The sequence below is a fragment of the Comamonas kerstersii genome (genome assembly GCF_002056725.1).
GTDB classification, from domain to species: Bacteria; Pseudomonadota; Gammaproteobacteria; order Burkholderiales; family Burkholderiaceae_C; genus Comamonas; species Comamonas kerstersii.
The window spans coordinates 2,559,417-2,578,875 of sequence record NZ_CP020121.1 but is presented as its reverse complement, the minus strand read 5'-3'; the positions used below and the strand labels follow the sequence as shown (position 1 = coordinate 2,578,875).

The 19,459-nt window shown below is 60.9% G+C and carries 14 protein-coding genes; 8 read left to right on the top strand and 6 right to left on the bottom strand.

Translation table 11 applies throughout. The features are described from left to right. Positions 1-255 precede the first annotated feature (255 nt). The 5 genes from B5M06_RS12060 (at position 256) to B5M06_RS12040 (ending at position 6,152) form a co-directional block, all read left to right on the top strand. The gene (locus B5M06_RS12060) at positions 256-537 is read left to right on the top strand and encodes a YtcA family lipoprotein (protein ID WP_205245386.1); all 282 of its coding nucleotides are present in this window, start codon (positions 256-258) and stop codon (positions 535-537) included. Between the two features lie 4 nt (positions 538-541). Further along, positions 542-1,597, top strand: a complete 1,056-nt coding sequence (mdtN, locus tag B5M06_RS12055) for a multidrug transporter subunit MdtN (protein WP_054067644.1) — start codon at positions 542-544, stop codon at positions 1,595-1,597. After that, positions 1,594-3,387, top strand: a complete 1,794-nt coding sequence (locus tag B5M06_RS12050) for an FUSC family protein (RefSeq protein WP_054067643.1) — start codon at positions 1,594-1,596, stop codon at positions 3,385-3,387. Before mdtN ends, B5M06_RS12050 begins: the two co-directional genes overlap by 4 nt. Further along, a complete protein-coding gene (locus B5M06_RS12045) occupies positions 3,387-5,000 on the top strand; it encodes a TolC family protein (RefSeq protein WP_054067642.1) in 1,614 nt (537 codons plus the stop codon). The genes B5M06_RS12050 and B5M06_RS12045 overlap by 1 nt, the downstream gene beginning before the upstream one ends. 75 nt (positions 5,001-5,075) lie before the next feature. Then, the gene (locus tag B5M06_RS12040) at positions 5,076-6,152 is read left to right on the top strand and encodes a linear amide C-N hydrolase (protein WP_054067641.1); all 1,077 of its coding nucleotides are present in this window, start codon (positions 5,076-5,078) and stop codon (positions 6,150-6,152) included. Positions 6,153-6,230: 78 nt separating this feature from the next. On the opposite strand, the gene B5M06_RS12035 is transcribed toward B5M06_RS12040, so the two are convergent. Continuing rightward, on the bottom strand, positions 6,231-7,949 hold the full coding sequence (locus B5M06_RS12035) for a thiamine pyrophosphate-dependent enzyme (protein ID WP_054067640.1): 1,719 nt from the start codon (positions 7,947-7,949) through the stop codon (positions 6,231-6,233). A 147-nt stretch (positions 7,950-8,096) separates the two neighbouring features. Here B5M06_RS12035 and B5M06_RS12030 point away from each other — a divergent pair, with 147 nt between their 5' ends. Together B5M06_RS12030 and B5M06_RS12025 are read left to right on the top strand one after the other, a co-directional pair. After that, entirely contained in the window at positions 8,097-8,855 is a 759-nt protein-coding gene (locus B5M06_RS12030; RefSeq protein WP_054067639.1) for an SDR family NAD(P)-dependent oxidoreductase, read from the top strand. Positions 8,856-9,253: 398 nt separating this feature from the next. Beyond that, a complete protein-coding gene (locus tag B5M06_RS12025) occupies positions 9,254-10,234 on the top strand; it encodes a Bug family tripartite tricarboxylate transporter substrate binding protein (RefSeq protein ID WP_054067638.1) in 981 nt (326 codons plus the stop codon). Positions 10,235-10,293: 59 nt separating this feature from the next. Here the strand turns inward: B5M06_RS12025 and B5M06_RS12020 are convergent, their stop codons facing one another. The 3 genes from B5M06_RS12020 to B5M06_RS12010 form a co-directional block, all read right to left on the bottom strand. Continuing rightward, positions 10,294-10,797 carry a hypothetical protein gene (locus B5M06_RS12020; RefSeq protein WP_054067637.1) on the bottom strand — a complete coding sequence of 168 codons (504 nt, stop codon included), beginning with the start codon at positions 10,795-10,797 and terminating at the stop codon, positions 10,294-10,296. Between the two features lie 83 nt (positions 10,798-10,880). Continuing rightward, complete coding sequence (gene hrpA / locus B5M06_RS12015; RefSeq protein ID WP_054067636.1) at positions 10,881-14,930, bottom strand: ATP-dependent RNA helicase HrpA; 4,050 nt, start codon at positions 14,928-14,930, stop codon at positions 10,881-10,883. 93 nt (positions 14,931-15,023) lie between these two features. Beyond that, positions 15,024-15,383 (bottom strand): hypothetical protein, encoded by a 360-nt coding sequence (locus B5M06_RS12010; RefSeq protein WP_130932682.1) that lies wholly within the window; start codon positions 15,381-15,383, stop codon positions 15,024-15,026. 214 nt (positions 15,384-15,597) lie between these two features. On the opposite strand from B5M06_RS12010, the gene B5M06_RS12005 reads away from it, so the two are divergent. Beyond that, positions 15,598-16,770 carry a metallophosphoesterase gene (locus B5M06_RS12005; protein ID WP_054067634.1) on the top strand — a complete coding sequence of 391 codons (1,173 nt, stop codon included), beginning with the start codon at positions 15,598-15,600 and terminating at the stop codon, positions 16,768-16,770. Positions 16,771-16,852: 82 nt separating this feature from the next. Here B5M06_RS12005 and B5M06_RS12000 read toward each other — a convergent pair whose 3' ends face one another. Both B5M06_RS12000 and B5M06_RS11995 read right to left on the bottom strand, forming a co-directional pair. Beyond that, positions 16,853-18,913, bottom strand: a complete 2,061-nt coding sequence (locus tag B5M06_RS12000) for an FUSC family protein (protein WP_054067633.1) — start codon at positions 18,911-18,913, stop codon at positions 16,853-16,855. Continuing rightward, positions 18,910-19,401: a MarR family winged helix-turn-helix transcriptional regulator gene (locus tag B5M06_RS11995; protein ID WP_054067632.1), complete on the bottom strand. Its 492-nt coding sequence runs from the start codon at positions 19,399-19,401 to the stop codon at positions 18,910-18,912. Before B5M06_RS11995 ends, B5M06_RS12000 begins: the two co-directional genes overlap by 4 nt. Positions 19,402-19,459 lie beyond the last annotated feature (58 nt).

The window sequence follows — 19,459 nt, the reverse complement described above, 5'->3', positions numbered from 1 at the left end:
CACCAACGTGGCATGCAACACCTGCGAGCCATCCGTGTGAAATACATGCCCCTGCTGAAGGCGTGCACAGTGCCTGATCAAGTAAGCTTGGCAGTATCCATACTGCCCTGCCATCGCATGCCTGCTCTTTATTACGCCCTATCCCCTCGCTGCTGAGCGCGCCTTTGCGCCAACGTCCTACCGCTTCAGTCAAAGCCTGAGACGTACAGTCCATGCTGTTTCCATGGGTCAGCCATTGCAAGAATGGGGGATGTCTTGAATAAGAAATTCAAAAAAAAATCGGCCATATACGCCACACTCGTGCCACTTTTTTCTGGATGCACCGGCACAGGGCAGGCACCAGACTTTCTGATACTGAACTCCTACTTTCCAAGCTGGCTCGTCGGAGCCCTTGTGTCCATGGTGATCACGGTCTGCATTCGCGTGCTGCTCATCAAACTGGATCTGGATGACTATCTGCCCTTCAGATTTTTTGTCTACACAGCGCTTTGGCTGAGTATTTCCATCGTATTTACCTATATTTATTCGCCAAGGTGAAGCCATGACCAGCACCACAGAGTCTGCCAGCAAAAAGCCTTTGGCGGCCAAACTCATTGCCGTATTGATTTTTCTGGGCCTGCTAGGAAGTCTGCTCTTTTTCCACCGCCACCAGGAGGACAATGTTTCTTCGGATGATGCGGTCATACAGGCCAATGTCGTCCACATCAGCACAGCCGTACCCGGCAAGATTGCAGAGCTACTGGTGCAAGACGGTGCCCGCGTCAAGCGTGGCGATGTGCTTTTCCGCCTGGAGCCAGAGTTGTACCAGTGGCGGCTGGAGCAGGCACGTGCCGAACTGGCCATTGCCCAGGCTGCGCTGAACACCAAGGGCAGGGTCATCAAGGCCGAATCTGCCAACGCCACCATTGCCCAGGAGCAGATCACACGCGCCAGAACCAACCTGGCACTGGCCAAGCGCACGGTAGAGCGCCTGCGCCCTCTGGTTGCACAAGGCTATGCCACGCAGCAGGAACTGGACATTGCACTGACGGCCGAGCGCGACGCGCAGATCAGCCTGTCCCAGGCTGGTTCACAGAATCAGGCAGCCCAGCATCTGGTCGGTCAGGCCGATGCCGCACTAGCCGCCGTGCAGGTGGCTGAGGCTGCCGTTGCCATCGCCGAAAAAGCACTGCAAGACACCGAAGTCCGCGCCCCGCATGATGGCCTGGTCGTTGGCTTGCGCGTGGCAACCGGAGAACGCCTGCTGCCCGACCAGTCACTGTTCACACTGATTGAGACACAAAGCTGGTATGCCCAAGCGCTGTATCTGGAAACCGAGCTGACCGACATTCCACTGGGTGCCTGTGCATCCGTCTACGTGCTGGCTGATCCCAAGCGAGAGATCAAAGGCAAGGTCGTCAATATTGGCTGGGGGGTGAACAGTGAAGAAGTCATCAACCTGCCACGCAGCCTGCCCTATGTGCAAAAGTCGCTGAACTGGGTACGTGTGGCACAACGCTTTCCGGTACGCATCCAACTGGACAACCCACCTGCTGATCTGATGCGCATGGGTGCGTCTGCCACCGTCACCATTCGTGCACAGCAGACATGCGAATGAGCGGTTCCACACTGCAGCACTTCCTGCGCACGGAACTGGCGCCTTACGAAGGGCGCCTGGCCATGACCTGGCGCACGGCACTGGTCTGCGCCCTGGTAGCCATGGTCTTCATGGTCTACCAGATTCCACTGGCGCCTATTGCCTGCTATCTGGTGCTGTTTGTCGTCAAGCCCAACTCCACCGACAGCCTGCTCATGGGCATAGGCGTCATTGTGCTGGTGGGCATCATGATTCCCATTCTGGTGGGGCTGGCTGTGCTGTCGGTCGACAGCCTGCTGGTGCGCATGCTCATCCTCTGCATTGGCTCCTTTCTCTTCATGTACCTGAGCGTGGCCAGCAAGGTGGGCGAAGTGGGCAGCATCGTGGCACTGGTGATTGGCTTCATCATGACCTTGGTCGGCATTGCGCCCTTTGGTGAACTGCTGACCCGTGCCATCCTGTACGCGGCACTCATGGCCGTGGCTCCCATGGCCATCATGCTCATTGTGCTGGCCATGCTGGGCCCCTCGCCTGCACGTCTGGCACAGCGCCACCTGCTGCGCCGCAGCCAGACGCTGGCAGCCGTTGTCAAAGGCCATGCGCCTGCCACCGAGCTGCTGCCCTTTCTGCGCGAAGGCAATGCAGACATCGACAAGATGCTGCTCTTCACCACGCTGTTTTTCCTGCTGCCCAGGCAGCGCCTGCAGCAGCTCAAGCAGCTTGCACTGAGCCAGTACCAGCTCATGGCGGCCTGGAGTGCACTGCCGCCAGACAGCGTGCCCACCGAACTGCGCACCCGCTGGGGCCAGTATTGCGACCATGTGGCCGATGCTCTGCAGCACGGCCGCTTGCTCGACAAGCCTGCCCACGTGAGCAGCGACCAGCCTCTGCCTGCGCTGCTGCAGGATGTGGAAGCCCGCTTTCAGCATTTGCCAGCCCTGCCGCCCTATGCCATTGAAAAGTCACCACTGCCCAAGGATGGCTTTTTCAACCGTGATGTCGCACACAACAGCAGCTATGCGGAATTCGGCACCAAGGTCACCTTCTGCGCCGTGGTCTGCTACCTGACCTATACCGCGCTGCAATGGCAAGACATTCACACTGCCATGATCACCTGCTATGTCGCTGCACTGGGCACCGTGGGCGAGACCATTCACAAGCTGGTCCTGCGCATCTGTGGATGTCTGGTGGGCGCGGCCATGGGCATTGCATCGATTTACTTTTTGATGCCACACATGACCAATATCGGCCAGCTCATGGCACTGGTATTTGCGGGCTGCATGGTGGCAGCCTGGGTGGCCCAGGGCTCGGAGCGCATCTCCTACGCCGGGGTGCAGATTGGCCTGGCCTTTGTGCTGACCGTGCTGCAGGGCTTTGGACCAGACGTCAAGATTTCCGTAGCCCTGGACCGTATCTACGGCATTTTGCTGGGCAACTTCATGCTGTTTATCGTGTTCACGCAGATCTGGCCCGTCAGCTCGGCCTCACGCGTGATCAAGATGCTGCGCCAGCATATTCGCGGGCTGGACCTGTTCATCCACAAGCCCCAGGCTGCGCTGCAGATGCAGGCTGCATTGCCTGAGCTGCTGCCGCAGCTGCAGACCCTGCGCGAGCAGGTGATCTCCAGCAAATACGAAGCGGCCGTGCTGCACATTCCCGTCTCCGAGCAAACGCGCATGCAGCAAAGCATCAACGCGCTCGAGAGCATTTATCTGCAAACTGCTTTTGGCGAACTATCGCTCGAAGACCCCAAGATTCAAGAACAAGTCCATGCCCTGCAAAACAAAGTCATGGCTGGAGGACTAAGCTGATGCCACTACGCACCTGTTTCCGCTACGGACCTGCAGGCCTTGCTGCCCTGACACTGGGCGCACTGACGGGCTGCACCACACCCGCCGATCTGCGCCTGCCCGAAACACCTGCACAGGCCTGGCAGGCAGACAGCAGCGCCTGGGATCTGCCTGCCCAGTCCAGCACTGTCCACACAGCTGGTGAAAGCCAGGTGTTTACCATCCCTGCTGTTCCAGCGCTGCAGACCTTCAAGCCCAGCGCCATCTACCCCAGCGACACGGCGCTGACCCTGCCGCAGCTGATTGATATCGCCCAGCGCGAGAACCCCAGCACCCGGCTGGCATGGAACCGTGCACGTGAGGCAGCCCTCTCCATCGGCCTGACCGATGCACTGTTTTTGCCTTCGCTGACCGCCAGCGTCATCACTGGCGAGCAGCGCCTGCGCATTCCCGTCAAGCTGCCACTGGAGCTGGGCACGGTGGATGTCGACAACAAGGTCAGCGGCACCACGCCCATGCTGACGCTGACCTGGCTGCTGTTTGACTTCGGTGAGCGCGATGCCATTCGCGAAGGCACGCAGTACACGGCACTGACCACGAATATTCTGTTCAATGCCGCACACCAGAAGGTCATCCGTGACGTCACGGATGCCTACTACCGCTACAACGCTGCGCGCACCAATACGCAGCTGGCGCACAAGTCGCTCAAGCAGCACGAGCATGTGCTGCAGGCGGTCACTGCCCGTCTGGAAGGTGGACTGGCTACCCGCATTGATCTGGCGCTGGCCAAACAGGCACTCGCACAGGGCAAGCTCAATGTCGTCACCCATGAGGGACTGGAGCGCTCCAGCTATCTGGCACTCATGCAGGCTGTGGGGTTGCCGCCCGACACCCAGCTGCAGGTGGCAGCGCCAGGACTGCAGGAACTGCCCGCCTCCTCCGCCCCCCTGACGCAACAGCGCATCGAGCAAGTCATTGCCCAGCGCGCAGATATCGCCGCCGCCTATGCGGCCGTCAAGATTGCCGATGCTGGTCAGCGTGCTGCCAAAGCCGCCTTCATGCCCAAGGTCTACATGGGTGCAGGGCTGGCCAAGAACAGTTCCACCTTCCAGGCCGGCAATCTCTCAGGCCTGGGCGTGCAGAACACAGGGTCTGGCGTGCTGCTGGGTATTTCCATTCCGCTGTATGACGCCGGCCTGCGCTCTACCCAGCTGAGCAAGGCCGAGCTGGCCAAAGAGCAAGCCCAGCTGCAACTGGAGCACCTGCAGATGACGGCCGTGCGCGAAATTGTTGCGGCAGAGCAGGTACTTCAGACGGCACTGCAAAGCCATGAAGCAGCCACAGAGCTGGTGGAAACCGCTAGCGTGGTGCACGATGCCTCACTGGAGGCCTACAAAGTCGGGCGCATCAGCACCGTGCTGCTGACTGAGTCAGCCATCCAGCTCAACAAAGCCAACCAGGCTCTGGCTGAAGCGCAATATGCGGCCGTAGCCGCCGCAGCCAATCTGGCCTTTGTCATGGGCACCATGGTGTCTGCCGATGCCAGCTGGCTACCCACGGCTAGCAGCACCTCTTTGCCAGAGACGCCAACCGCTACCATGCTGCCTGCACTGCCCAGCCGTTCACAGCCATAACTGCCTAGACCCAGCACACCAGCCCTGCCATGCCGCCTTGTTGCGCCATGCACCGATTTCTTTGAGGAGAACACCATGTGCACATCGTTGCTCTACACAGATGCCAACCATGCCCCCTATGCCGGCCGCACCATGGAGCTGCCCATGGAGCTGCCCTACAAGCTGGCCTACTTTGCGCCAGGCTCCGAGTTTCAATCCACGGTCAAAGGCCATGCCCCACTGAACTACCAGTCGAAATACGCCTTCATTGCCGTGACCGTGCCTGACCCTGTCTCCAAGGACCAGAAGGTGGCAGAAGGCATGAATGCAGCCGGCATGAGCTTCAGCCTGCTGGCCTTTGCCAGCACCGAAGGCCCACAGGACCAGCTGGACAAGACACAGTCAGCGCTGGCAGCTATTGATCTGGGAGCATGGACACTCGCCAATTTCGCTACCGTGGCCGAGGTCAAGCAGGCACTGGAGCAAACGCCCGCACTGGTCACCGCACTGCTGCCCTTTGGCGTGCTCAAGACACCATTCCACTACACCCTGCACGATGCCACGGGGGCTTCCATCGTCATCGAGTTCGCCAACGGGCAGCAGAACGTCATCGACAACCCGATTGGCGTGATGACCAACGGCCCGGAATTCCAGTGGCATCTGACCAATCTGAACAACTACACCTTTCTGAGCAACAAGGACCAGTCCAGGCTCACCATCAAAGGCGTGCAACTGCAGCAGCCAGACTCTGGCATCGCCACCGTGGCTCTGCCTTCGTCCAACACCTCGGTCGGTCGCTTTGTACGTGCTGTGTACTACGCCACATTTGCCGAGAAAGCCAAGACGCCAGAGCAGGCACTGGTTACGCTGGCGCATGTGATGAACAACTTCGACCGTCCGCGCGGCATCACGGTGGATGAGCGCTTCAAGGCAGGCCTGCAGGACATGACCGCCCCCGGCGTCACAGGTAGCCCACGCTATATCTCGGAGTACACCTCCTGGACGGCGCTGTCGGATCTGAAGCAGCGCAAGTTCCACATCCGCAGCTACAACGCCTTGAACTACATCAGCATCGATCTGCAGCAGCTGCAGCAATCAAACGCAGCCAGCAAGTACCTGGAGCTGGCCACGTTTGCCACGCAGGCAGGCGACATCACCAGCGCCTTTCAGTAAGCAAGCCTCCGCCATCAAAAAAACCTGCATCGAATACCGATGCAGGTTTTTTTACGAGAAGCACTCGGCAAGCTGCGATTACTTCACATAGTTATCGACCAGCAGATGCTCCACGTCTTCTGCGCGGCCGCTGATCAATGCCTTGGCGGCGTACAGCGTGGTGCTGACCACCTGGCTGGCCTGCACCGTAGGAGGCATGACCAGCTCAAACGGTGAGGTATGCACGCTCAGCAAGCCCGGGCCGGGCTGTGCCAGCAGCTCACGCACGCCGGCTTCCACCTCATCGGCCTTGCGCACACTGTGGCCCCACATGCCCAAGGCCTGCGCCACCGCACCAAAGTCAGGATTGACCAGGTCGGTGTAGTTGTTCAGCAGGCCATCGACCTTTTGCTCCAGCTCCACAAAATTGAGCGAGCCATTGTTGAGCACCACGATCTTGATGGGCAGTTTTTCCTGCAGCGTAGTGAGCAAGTCGCCCATCAGCATGGCCAGACCGCCATCGCCCGACACGGAAATCACCTGCCGCCCGGGGAATGCCTTCTGTGCGCCCAGCGCCTGTGGCATGGCATTGGCCATGGTGCCATGCAGCATGCTGGTGAGCGTGCGGCGTTTGCCGTTGACCTTGAGGTGACGCAGCAGCCAGGCCATGGAAGAGCCGCAGTCGGCTGCAATGATGGCGTCTTCTGCCGCCAGTTCGCTGATCACACGGTAGACATGCTGGGGGTGAATCACATCACCCTTGCCCACGCGCTCCTGTGCCTCCAGCGTCTTGAGCGCATGTTCACGGTGCTTCAGACAGGTCTGCAGGAAGCTGTCATCGGTCTTTTCGGTCAGCAGCGGCAGCAGGGCCTGCAGCGTAGGCACGATATCGCCCACCACACCCAGATCCACCGGATGGCGGCGGCCCAGGTGCATGACTTCCTTGTCCACCTGGATGATGCGCGCCTTGTTCGGGTAGAACTGTGACCAGGCAAAGTCCGCGCCGAGCAGCAGCAGCGTGTCGCACTGCTCCATCATCTCGTAGCCAGAGGAAATGCCCAACAGCCCCGTCATGCCCATGTTGAAGGGGTTGTCGTATTCCACAAAGTCCTTGGCGCGCGAGGTATGGCCAATCGGGGCCTTGAGCTTGCAGGCCAGCGCAATCAGCTCATCGTGCGCACCTTCCACGCCAGAGCCACAGTAGATGGCGACCTTTTTGCCCTCTGTGAGCAGCTGTGCCATGGCCTGCAGCTCGGTATCGGAAGGACGCACCACAGGCTGCGGCACATGCACGTTAAAAGGCAAGCCTTCCGGCACCTCGGCACTGCTCACATCCACCGGCACGACCACCAGCGCCACGCCACGCTTGTTCAGCGCAGCCTGGCAGGCCTGCGTCAGAATGCGGCGCGCTTCGCTGGGGTGGTTGATCTGCTGGGCAAATACCGTGCACTCACTGTAGACCTTGAGGAAATCCACCTCCTGCGGGAACTGCGTGCCCAGCTGCGGCGTGCCCAGCTGGCTGGCAATCAGCACCAGTGGCGAGCGGTTGCGGTTGCTCTCAAAAATACCATTGATAAAGTGCAGGCTGCCTGGGCCACATGAACCCGCACACACCGCCAGCTGCCCTGTCAAAAGGGCATCAGCACCTGCGGCAAAAGCACCTGCCTCTTCATGGCGCATGTGCACCCATTCCAGCTTTTTGCTCTTGTGGATGGCATCTGTAAAGTAGTTCAGCGTATCGCCCACAATGCCATAACAGCGCTGCGCACCTGCCTGCGCCAGAATCTCCACCATCAAATCCGCTACACGTTGGGTCATTCCTGCTCCCTTTGAGTCACTTGTTAAAACCAGTTGCATTGGTTGCCTGACGCATTGATTGTTCAAGCCTGAACTGCTGCAGGCTGTCAGCCAATCCCTGATATGCCAACTGTTTGTACAGCAGGCAGGCGCGTTACGATCCAGCCCATGAAACCTCAGCTCTACATACTTACTGGCGCTTCACGCGGAATGGGTCTGGCCATGGCCCGTCAGATCCTCGAACAGGGCCACCACCTGATCACCATGGCACGCCATCGCAATGACGCACTGGAAGCCGTGGCCCAGACCCACCAGGCCACGCTGCAGCAGTGGCAGCATGATCTGTCTGCTCCCGATACGGCCGCCCAGCAACTGCGCAGCTGGCTGGCTGCACAGGAAGCCAGCCGTTATGCCCGTGTGGTGCTGATCAATAACGCTGGCGTCATTCCCCCCATTGCACCGCTGTCGCATACGGACTGGAGCGCTATCAGCCACGCATTGCGTGTGGGTCTGGAAGCCCCCATGCTGCTGACCTCGGCATTTTTGCAGGCGACGGAAAACTGGAGCATTCCCCGCCGGGTGCTCAATATTTCCTCTGGCCTGGGCCGCCGCGCCATTGCTTCGCAGGCCACTTACTGTGCCGCCAAGGCTGGCATGGACAACTTCTCGCTGTCCGTAGCGCTGGATGAAGCCAGCAAGCCCCATGGCGCCAAGATCTGCTCACTGGCTCCTGGAGTGATTGATACTGACATGCAGTTGCAGCTGCGCAGCGCCAGCGTGGAGGACTTTCCGGGCGTCGGCCGCTTTGCGGACCTCAAGGCCAATGGCCAGCTCACTTCGCCCGAAGCAGCAGGCGCCCGCGTTCTGGCCTGGCTGGAGCGCGAGGACTTTGGCGATCCTGTGATTGCGGATGTGCGACAGGCCTAAACTTGGTTGATTGGCTCTGCTTGATTCGCGCTGCATGGCTTCGTGCGATGCGCACAGAACATCCTGAGCCGATGCCGAATCGGAATGTATTTTTTGCAGCGTTTGACCTTGTACAAACAATTACGGCGCTAACATTCACACATCCCAAGAACCTGTCTGAGTCAAGTGGGCCACACCGCGCTGTGCGATCTGATCGGTCAGCACAGCCCGTGATCATCCCGCAGGCAACCCCTGCGGGCTATATACAGACAGGTTCCATAGAGGAACTCCGCGCCAGATGGTGAACACCCTTTCGCTGTCGACAGGCCCACAAATTTGCTTGAAAGCAGTTTCCGCTCTGCTGTGTGTTGCACAGGGCCTGCTGCTGTTTTAGATACCTGTGTTCTGGAGAGACTCTCATGTACCGCAAACTGATCACCTGCACTGCCTTGGCGTTGACTGCAGGTGTTGCCGCCCCTGCCTTTGCCCAAGACGCTGCAGACTATCCCAGCAAGGCCATTCGTCTGGTGATTCCATTTCCTCCCGGTGGCGGCACAGACATTCTCTCCCGCGTCGTCGCCAACAAGCTGACCGAAGCCACTAACTGGACCGTTGTTCCCGAAAACAAGGCTGGCGCAGGCGGCACCATCGGCATTACGGAAGCTGCCAAGGCTGCACCTACCGGCTATGAGATGGTGATGGGCCAGAAAGACAATCTGGTGCTTGGCCCCTACCTGTACAAGAGCCTGCCCTGGCACCCCGTCAAGGACCTGACCCCTGTGGCACACGTGGCCTATACGCCTGTGATCATCGCCACCAGCGTGAACTCCCCCTACAAGACGATTGCAGATGTGGTGGCTGCCGCCAAGGCCAAGCCCACCCAGATCACCTACGGCTCGCCTGGCAACGGCACCAGCATTCACATCGCTGGCCACCTGTTTGAAAAGGCTGCCGACATCCAGCTGACCCACGTGCCCTACAAGGGCTCCAACCCGGCGCTGATGGATGCCATCGCGGGCAATGTGGACCTGCTGGTGTCTTCCGTGCCATCGGCCATTGGCCAGATCAAGGCTGGCAAGCTGCGCCCCCTGGCTGTAACTTCTGCCCAGCGCGCCACTTCGCTGCCTGATGTGCCCACCATGCAGGAGCAAGGCATCAAGGACTTTGACGTGAGCACCTGGTACGGCCTGTTCATGCCCGCTGGTACACCTGCAGCCATCACCGCCAAGATGAATGCCGAAGTGAACAAGCTGCTGGCCCAGCCCGCCGTGCAGGAAGCCATTCTGGCCCAGGGCGCAGAGCCCAAGGCCATGAGCATTCAGGAGTTTGAGACCATGTTCCGCGAGGACTTTGCCAACTCCGAAGCGGTGGTGAAAGCCTCTGGCGCCGTGATCCAGTAAACACAGGCCACTTGCCTGTCAAACCCCTGCCTCATCCGCAGGGGTTTTTTATTGCCCGCTTAAAGGCCCAATTCTTTCGCCGCTGCCTTGATCTCCGCCAGCTGGAACTCCTGCACCGTGTGCCTGGAAGCAATCGTGCGGTTCTCAGGGCCTGCTACCAGCAGCCAGGCAGTTTCACCCTCTTCCACGGGGTGGGGCATGGCAAACATCAGAAATTCGCAGTCAATGGCCCAGACGTCGTCCACCTCCATGTCCTTGCACTCGGCAGGAATGTGCATATAGGTGACCTGGTGCGAGACAGCGCGCAAAAAGTTGTCGCTTTGCACTTCATCGGCGTCAGCCGCGCCTTCTACAGGGTTGACGTAGCGAATCAGCGGCGTGCTGCTGAAGGCGTTGTGCTCCCATTCTTCGTGCTCGCGCTGGAACATCAAGGTGGCCTTGCCGGTGAAAGCAAAACCTGAGGGGTCATCGCCCATGCGGTAGGCGCGTGCAGCGGCCACGGCCTGGGCGTAGCTGTCGTTGTCAATGGCGACCACGCGCAGGTCCTGGGTGATATCGGTCATGAAAAGTCCTTAAAAAACAAGCCCGACCCAGCAGTGGATCGGGCTGTGGTGTGGGTGATGGTGTTTTTTGGCTGAAGTGACGCTCAATACTGCAGCTGCGCCCAGACCTTGTCCAGACGCTTGGCGCTGACCGGATATGGCGTGCGCAGCTCCTGCGCAAAAAAGCTCACGCGCAGCTCTTCCAGCATCCAGCGGTATTCCTGCATGCGTGCGTCCACCTGCCCCTTGCGCTCGGCCACGAGACGCCAGTAGCGTTGCTCCAGCGGTTGCAGCTCCTTGAGCTTGGCGGCATCACGCGCAGGGTCGGCGCGGTATTTGTCCAGGCGCGCAGTGATGGCCTTGAGGTAACGCGCATAGTGGCCCAGCTGCGTCCAGGGTGCCACGGCGATGAAGTGCTTGGGCATCAGCTTGCCCAGCTGCTCTGCCGCATCCTTGGTGGCATCCGGCGCGTTCTTGGTGTCCTTGATCTTGCGCGCCGCCGCAGCGTACTCGGTCAGGATGACACCGGCCATGCGCGCCACTTCGTTGGCAATCAAGGTCAGGCGGCCACGGCCATCCTGCACACGCTGCTTGAAGTCGGCTTCGCTGGCAGGCAATGGGTCTTGCAAAAAGGCACGGTCAATGGCCACATCAATGATCTGCTGGCGCAGCTCTTCCTGCGTGCCCAGCGGCATATAGGCCACGGCCATTTTCTGCAGGTCGGGGATGTTCTTTTCCAGGTACTTGAGCGCATCCTTGATCTGCAGCGCAAACAGGCGGCGCAGGCCCACGCGGTGCTTGGCGGCGGCCACTTCAGGCTCGTCAAACACCTCAATGCCAACTTCGGTGCCGTGGTCGATCAGGGCGGGAAAGCCAATCAGCGTGGTATTGCCCTTGCTGATTTCCATCAACTCTGGCAGCTCACCAAAGGCCCAACTCGTGTAGCGCTGCTCGGCTTTTTGCGTGGGAGCAGCCTTGGCCGGCTTCTCATTTTTAGGAGCTGCTTGCGCTTGCTGCTGCTTGTTTTCAGATACTTTTCTATCTGAATTGCTTGATTGATCAGCGCTAGCAGCTACTTTTAATGCAGCAAGCGCCTGAAAAGCACCACGCGCCTTGGCACCCCACTCTGCCTTGAGTGCAGCCAGATTGCGGCCCTGGCCCAGTTGGCGGCCATGCTCGTCCAGCACGCGGAAGTTCATGAACAGGTGCGGGCTGAGCATGTCCAGCTTAAAGTCTGCGCGCTTCACATCCAGCGAGGTCTCATCGCGCACCTGCTTGAGCAGCACATCAATCAGGCTGCCCTTTGCCCAGCGCTCGGGCTGGGTGAACAGCTCGGCCAGCCGCGTCGCGCTTTCAGGCAGCGGCACAAAGCGGCTGCGCGGGCGCTGCGGCAAGCTCTTCAGAAGCGCCTGAATCTTGTCCTTGAGCATGCCGGGCACCAGCCACTCCGCACGCTCTTCGCTCACCTGATTGAGTACAAACAGCGGCACGCTCACCGTGATGCCATCGCGTGCGTCACCGGGGCTGTGCAGGTAGCTGGCCGTGCAGTCCACACCGCCGAGCTTGACTACCTTAGGGAAGTTTTCGGTGGTAATGCCTGCGGCCTCATGGCGCATCAGCTCATCCCTGGACAGGCGCAGCAGCTCCGGCTTGCCCTTGCTTTCCAGACGGAACCACTTGTCAAAGGTAGCGCCGCTGTAGATACCCTTGGGGATGTGCTGCTCGTAGAAGGCGTAGATCAACTCATCGTCCACCAGCACGTCCTGGCGGCGAGACTTGTGTTCCAGGTCCTCAATCTTGCGCACCATCTTCTGGTTGGCCGCCAGGAAATGCCAGTGCGTATCCCACTGCCCTTCGACCAGCGCCTGGCGGATGAACATGGTGCGCGCCGCATCGGGGTCCACGCGGCCATAGCTGACGCTGCGGTTGTTGTAGACCACGATGCCATAGAGCGTGGCGCGCTCCTGCGCCACCACATCGGCCTGCTTCTTAGACCAGTGCGGATCGAGCAGCTGTTTTTTCAGCAGATGGGCGCCGACTTCTTCCAGCCACTGCGGCTCAATCGCCGCAATGCCACGGCCATACAGGCGCGAGGTTTCGACCAGTTCGGCCGCCACAATCCAGCGCCCGGGCTTTTTGGACAGGTGCGCACCGGGGTGTGGGTGGAACTTGATGCCACGCGCGCCCAGATAGGCTTCGCTTTCTTCGCCCTTGTAGCCAATATTGCCCAGCAGGCCAGACAGCATGGACAGGTGCACAGCGTCATAACCTGCAGGTTCGTTATTGATGAGCCACTTCTGCTCTTTCACCACGGTGAGCAGCTGGCTGTGAATATCACGCCACTCGCGCACGCGCCGGATGTTGATGAAGTTCTGGCGCAGCAACTGCTCCCACTGGCGGTTGCTGAGCTTGTGGGTGTCGGCCTCCTGGTCTTCCGCCGGGTTGAACAGCGCCAGGCGTTCTTCCACCGAGCCTTCCACCTGCGCACCGCTGGCACGCTGGCTCACCGGCAAAAAGGACTGGTTGCGTGCGTTGGGTTTGGCAGCGGGGGCATTTTGTGCGGCCATTTCCTTGCGGCTTTTGGCCACCACCTTGCCGCCGCGCGCATCCTGCAGCCACTTCCACAGGCGCAGATAGCCGGTGAACTCGCTCTTGTCGTCATCAAACTTGGCATGCTGCTGATCGGCCTGCTGCTGCGCTTCCAGCGGCCGGTCACGCACGTCCTGCACGCTCAGCGCCGCGGCAATGATGAGCACTTCAGCCAAGGCCCCGCGCTCGCGCGCCTCCACAATCATGCGGCCCACACGCGGGTCCAGCGGCAGGCGCGACAGCTCCTTGCCCATGTGCAGCAGGTTGCCGCGCTCGTCCACCGCGCCCAGTTCGGCCAGCAGCTGGTAGCCGTCAGCAATCGCGCGGCCAGAAGGAGCTTCAAGGAACGGGAAGTTCACCACATCGCCCAAACCCAGCGACTTCATGCGCAGGATCACGCCCGCGAGCGAAGAACGCAGGATTTCCGGGTCGGTAAATGGGGGACGGCTGCTGAAGTCTGCCTCGTCATACAGGCGAATACAGATACCGTCTGCCACGCGGCCACAGCGGCCTGCGCGCTGGTTGGCTGCTGCCTGCGAAATCGGCTCGACCAGCAGCTGCTCCACCTTGCTACGGAAGGAATAGCGCTTCACACGCGCCGTGCCTGCGTCAATGACGTATCGGATACCTGGAACTGTGAGCGAGGTTTCGGCCACATTGGTGGCCAGCACAATGCGGCGGCCCGTGTGGCCATCAAAAATACGGTCCTGCTCGGCCTGTGACAGGCGCGAGAACAGGGGCAGTACCTCGGCACTGCGCAGTGCAGGCTGGTGTTGCAGATGCTTGCGCAGGTGATCGGCCGCCTCACGGATCTCACGCTCACCGGGCAAAAAGACCAGAATATCGCCGCCCTTGGCGCCGCCGTTCCACAACTCATCCACGCCATCGGCAATGGCGTCATTGAGGTCGTAGTCTTTCTTTTCCTCAAACGGGCGATAGCGCACTTCCACCGGATAAGTGCGACCCGAAACCATGATGACCGGCGCTGGCCCCTTGGGGCCTTCAAAATGCTTGGCAAAGCGCTCGGCATCAATCGTGGCCGAAGTCACCACCACCTTCAGGTCGGGGCGCTTGGGCAGGATCTGCTTGATGTAGCCCAGCAAGAAGTCAATGTTCAGGCTGCGCTCGTGCGCCTCGTCAATGATCAGCGTGTCGTACTGTTTGAGCAGCGGGTCGGTCTGCGTCTCGGCCAGCAAGATGCCGTCCGTCATCAGCTTGACGGAAGCGCCCTTTTGCAGCGTGTCCTGAAAACGCACCTTGTAGCCCACCACCTCGCCCAGCGGCGTGTCCAGCTCTTCGGCAATGCGCTTGGCCACGGATGACGCCGCAATACGACGCGGCTGGGTGTGGCCAATCAGATGGCCTCTTACCTGGCCATTGGCATCGGGCTGCGCATTGACCTTGCCTCTGCCAAGTGCCAGCGCAATCTTGGGCAGCTGTGTGGTTTTACCCGAACCCGTCTCACCACAGACGATGATGACCTGGTGGCGGTCCATGGCCTCCATGATTTCTTCACGGCGGCTGGATACGGGAAGCGATTCGGGGAACGTGATCTTCAAAGGCATAAGGGGCGTAATTATCCCCGTTGCAGCTCAGCCATGCTGCCTGCAAGCCTTGCAACCTGCGAGCAGGAAGCTTGGGAATCCAGGGAGTGCGGATCAGTCGCGCTTTTTGCTGTCTACAAAACCCAGCCCCGCACCAAAGTCTGCGCCCTGCTGGGTAAAGGAGTAGCCAATGTCAGCGCCAATATAGGTTTTGTGCTTGGCCAGATAGGCCAGCCCCACATTGGGGCGCAGGCCATGGTCACTGAATGAGTAATCCACCCCGATATAGGCGGCACCCTTTTGTTCCTTGTCGGTAGAAAACAGCTTGATGCCTAGCGCTGGCCCCGCCATGGGCTTGGGGCCGCCGAAAGTCCAGGTCACCCCTGCCCCCACGGCAGTCCCTGCCATGGCCGAGGCAGATACCACCACGGCAGCCAGCGCCAGCCCCAGCTGCTTCATGCATTTGTATGGCATTGCAAACCTCCAGTTCCTGTTGCACCGTGCATCCCGCGCCCATGCCGGGCACGTATGTGCGCATGGTGTACCAGCCTGCATAGCCGTTTTGTCAGGCAAGGTGCAGGATGCATTTCCTTACGGTCTGGTGCGCAGGCTCTGGGGGTTCTGCAGCTGTTGCTATGCTCTGCGGCTCTGTCCTGCGCTGACTATCCGAATCCTTCCGGTTTTCATCATGGTTTTTCTGATTGCTTTCGCGGCACCACTGCTGGCCCTGTGGCTGTGGTATCCGCTGTTTCGCGCCCAGCGCCGTGCTTTCTGGTGGCTGCTGGGCATCAGCACGCTGCTGATCATCAGCCCCGCACTGCTGATTCTGGCCATGCGCAACGAATGGCTGCCCTATGAGCAGCTGGCGCCCCTGCAGCTCATCTGCGGCGGTCTGTTTGCTGCAATGGGCATGGGGCTGGTCTGGGCGCTAGTGCGCGATGTGCTGGCCCTCATCCTGCGTCTGGCACGCGGGCATGGTGGTGCACGCCCCGTGCTGGCACCACGCAACACCTGTGTGGTGCTTGGCATCAGTCTGCTGCTGTGCGGCTATGGACTGATCCAGGGCACGCGTGTACCAGAGGTGCGTGAGCACCGCATTGCCCTGCCCAATCTGCCTGAGGCGCTGGAAGGCCTGCGCATTGGTGTGCTGGCAGATATCCATGCCACCCCCGTCAACAATGCCGAATATGTGCAGGCACTGGTCGAGCGCCTGAATGCTGCACAGCCCGACATAGTGGTGCTGCCCGGCGACATGGTCGATGGCGATGCAGCCACCCAGTCCAAAAATATTGCCCCACTGGCTGGCCTGAAAGCACCTCTGGGCGTATGGGCTGCCCCCGGCAACCACGAGTACTACAGCGGCTTTGATGCCTGGGCCAAGGTTTATGGCCAGCAGGGCATGCACTACCTGGTCAACCAGGCCCACGTCATGGACGTGCGTGGCCACAGGCTGGCCATTTCTGGCGTGGGCGATCCCGCCTATGGACGCCTTTCCCGACAAAACGCAGACCCCAGCAAGCCCGAAGGCGTGCCGCCTGATATTGAAGCCGTGGCCGCACAGGCCAAGGCCGCAGGGGCTGAGTTCCACATCCTGCTGGGCCACCAGCCCAAGATGGCACGCAGCTATGCCCCGCATGGGGTGGATCTGCAAATTGCCGGGCATACCCATGGCGGTCATATCAAGGGCATGGACCAGTGGCTGGTCGCCCCCGCCAATGACGGCTTTGTCAGCGGTCTCTATGAAGTGGGCCCCATGCGCCTGTTTGTGAGCAATGGCGCAGGTCTATGGCCCGGTTTTGCCGTGCGACTGGGTGTGCCTTCGTCGATTGATGTGCTGGTGCTGGAGCGCGCCAGCCTCTGATCGGCTTCGCCCTGCCCCCGTGATGCCAGACAAAAAGCCCAGGTGCATGCACACCTGGGCTTTTTTGCGCCTGCTGCGGCCATTATTTGGTCTGTAGTGCCTGCTGCAGCTGGGCCAGCACCGCCAGATCATGCCCGGCTACGCGCCGTACCTTGGCCGCCAGTGCGGGGGGCAGTCCAGGCTGCTGGGCCAGTGCCTGCCAGGCCTGCTGCAAGCCTTGCGGAACACCCCCTTCTGCGCGCTCCAGCTGCCACTTGGACAGTCGGCGCAGCGCCAGCTCTGCGCGCCGCAAGCTACGGGCGGGGGCCTGCGCACCCTGTGTGCTGCGCCAGTGCTGCAGCTGTTCCACGACGGACTGCGTGCTGCGCAGCGCCATGCCATAGCTGGGCAGCAAGGAACGGCTGGCCCACTGCGTCTTGTCTGCCCAGCGCATCAGGCGCAGCACCCGGTGGTGCAGCTGTGCGCGCCACTGCGCATCGGGCGTGCCGCCCTGCAGTGCCTGTACGGCGGCAGCAGGCAGCTGCTGCCACATCATGCTCAGCAGGTGGCGCATGCGCACCACAGCCTGCGTGGGGTAAATCAGCCGGTAAATGCCCCAGGCCAGCGCAGGGCCGGCCACAATGGCCAGCGCCAGACTCAGATGGGCCTGTGCGCCCAGGGTGTCCGGAAAGCGTGGCGCCAGCAGGATAAACATCACCATATTGGTGTCCATGGCCCCCATGGCCGTGCGGCGGTGGGCAAACAGCAAGCCGCCCATCAGGGCAAAGGGCAGCGTCATCCAGACCATGTCCCAGGAAGATGAGGCCAAGGGCCATACGCACAGCTGGCAGATCAATGCCAGCACCGCACCAATAATCTGGCCGCGCAGCACATACAGCATGGTGCGGCTGGGGCTTTCAAATGAAGAAAACACCAGCAGCATGACCGACAGCCCCAGCAGACAGAAAGCCATGACGCTGGAGCCCGTCCAGGCCCATGCCGCCCCCACCAGCAGCATGGTGCCGCCGGTGCGCACACTCGCCTGGCGCGCACCCATCCAGTCACGGTGCAAGGGTGTCACAGGAATGGAAACACTGGTGCCCTCACCCACTTCCTGCTGCCCCAGATCATGCTGCTCGGCATGCAGCCCCGCCTGCACGGCCTGCAGCAGCGCCGCCACCTGGGCCAGCACCTGGTTGCCCACCGTGTCAGCAGCTATCTGGCGCTGCACCAGCTCGCCCGCCTGCTGCACGACACGGTAAAGCTGCGCTTCGTCCGTTCCAGGCGCGTGCTGCAACTGCTGCACCACGGCCTGCAGTACAGGCAAGAGCTGCGCCGCTGCGGTGGGCGTACACAGTGTCTTGCTGGACAGCCCTTGCGCCAGCCATTGCAGCTGGTAGAGCAGCTCCATGGCCTGGCTTTGCTGCCAGTGGATGGCCTGTGCCGTGCGGCGTGCACGGGTCGAGCCTTCGGGGTACAGATCCAGCAACTCATCCACCTCGGCCAGGCGGCTGAGCAACACAGCGCTCTCGCAGCCTGCAGGGCGTGGTTGGCCCTGCATCTGCGCCATGGCAGCCTGCAGCACCTGGGCCAGCGTCTGGCGGCTCTGACCAATCAGCACCATGGCCTTGCGCCGCGGCGCAAAGCACCATGACACACACAGTGCCGCAGCCACGCCCGTCACCACGGTGAGCATGCGGTCCCAGGCCAAGTCGGTAATGCTGGCTGCCGGGCCGTGGTGCAGCAGCACCACCATGGCGGCCGAGTAGCCCGCCAGCATCCAGCCGTAGACCATGAAGCCGCGCTGTGCATTGCCCCAGAAAGCGCACAGCGCGCCCCACACCGCCAGGCCCAGCGCCAGCAGCCACAGGTTGTCCTGCGCCAGCAGCACCAGACCCACGGCATAGATCACCCCCAGCAGCGAACCGGCAAAGCGGTACATACCGCGCGAGAGCAAATGCTCGCGCAAGGGCTGGCTGGAAGCCCAGGCCGACATGGCCGCCCAGTTGGCATGCTCCAGCCCCATGGCCTTGGCCACCACAAAAGCCACAAAGGCGGCCAGCGCCGTGCGCAGGGCAAAGACCAGCACCTGCGAGTTAAAACCTGCACGCTGCGCCCATTGCTGCCAGCCAGGCTGCGCGGCAGCAGAAACCGTGACACTCATGCCGCCACTCCTTCTGCACGGTCTTGCTGCTGCAGGGCGCACAGGCGCTCGTGCAGCAGCATCATGCCAGCGTACAGCTGTTCAATGACAGCGCTATCCATGCCTGCGAGCAGCTGGCTTTCGGCCTGTTGCAGCTTGGCACGCACATCCGCCACCATCAGATGGCCCTGCTCGGTCAGCAGCAGCTGCTTGTTGCGCCGGTCTGCCGCATCCTGCTGGCGCTGCAGCAGGCCGCGCTGCTCCAGCACATCCACCACCCGCACCAGGCTGGAGCTGTCCAGCCCCACGCGCTGGGCCAGCTGCTTGAGGTTCAGGGGCTGGGCTGCGGCATGCAGGTGAAACAAAGGTGCCCAGGTGGCATCCGTGAGCCCCAGCTCACGCAGGCGCACTTCCAGCACGCTGCGCCAGGTACGGCTCACGCCCATGAGCAAATGACCAAAAAAAGGCTGCTCAGTGGCAGCCTGTGTGTGCATCACAGAAGAAGACATGCGTTCAGTTCGAATACGGATAAATAATTTGCATTGCAAACTATTTTATTCGCCAAGC

Excerpts from the sequence above, each read along its gene's own strand:
- mdtN (WP_054067644.1), top strand. The coding sequence starts at position 542 with ATGACCAGCACCACAGAGTCTGCCAGCAAAAAGCCTTTGGCGGCCAAA.
- B5M06_RS12050 (WP_054067643.1), top strand. The coding sequence starts at position 1,594 with ATGAGCGGTTCCACACTGCAGCACTTCCTGCGCACGGAACTGGCGCCT.
- B5M06_RS12045 (WP_054067642.1), top strand. The coding sequence starts at position 3,387 with ATGCCACTACGCACCTGTTTCCGCTACGGACCTGCAGGCCTTGCTGCC.
- B5M06_RS12040 (WP_054067641.1), top strand. The coding sequence starts at position 5,076 with ATGTGCACATCGTTGCTCTACACAGATGCCAACCATGCCCCCTATGCC.
- B5M06_RS12035 (WP_054067640.1), bottom strand. The coding sequence starts at position 7,949 with ATGACCCAACGTGTAGCGGATTTGATGGTGGAGATTCTGGCGCAGGCA.
- B5M06_RS12030 (WP_054067639.1), top strand. The coding sequence starts at position 8,097 with ATGAAACCTCAGCTCTACATACTTACTGGCGCTTCACGCGGAATGGGT.
- B5M06_RS12025 (WP_054067638.1), top strand. The coding sequence starts at position 9,254 with ATGTACCGCAAACTGATCACCTGCACTGCCTTGGCGTTGACTGCAGGT.
- B5M06_RS12020 (WP_054067637.1), bottom strand. The coding sequence starts at position 10,797 with ATGACCGATATCACCCAGGACCTGCGCGTGGTCGCCATTGACAACGAC.
- hrpA (WP_054067636.1), bottom strand. The coding sequence starts at position 14,930 with ATGCCTTTGAAGATCACGTTCCCCGAATCGCTTCCCGTATCCAGCCGC.
- B5M06_RS12010 (WP_130932682.1), bottom strand. The coding sequence starts at position 15,383 with ATGCCATACAAATGCATGAAGCAGCTGGGGCTGGCGCTGGCTGCCGTG.
- B5M06_RS12005 (WP_054067634.1), top strand. The coding sequence starts at position 15,598 with ATGGTTTTTCTGATTGCTTTCGCGGCACCACTGCTGGCCCTGTGGCTG.
- B5M06_RS12000 (WP_054067633.1), bottom strand. The coding sequence starts at position 18,913 with ATGAGTGTCACGGTTTCTGCTGCCGCGCAGCCTGGCTGGCAGCAATGG.
- B5M06_RS11995 (WP_054067632.1), bottom strand. The coding sequence starts at position 19,401 with ATGTCTTCTTCTGTGATGCACACACAGGCTGCCACTGAGCAGCCTTTT.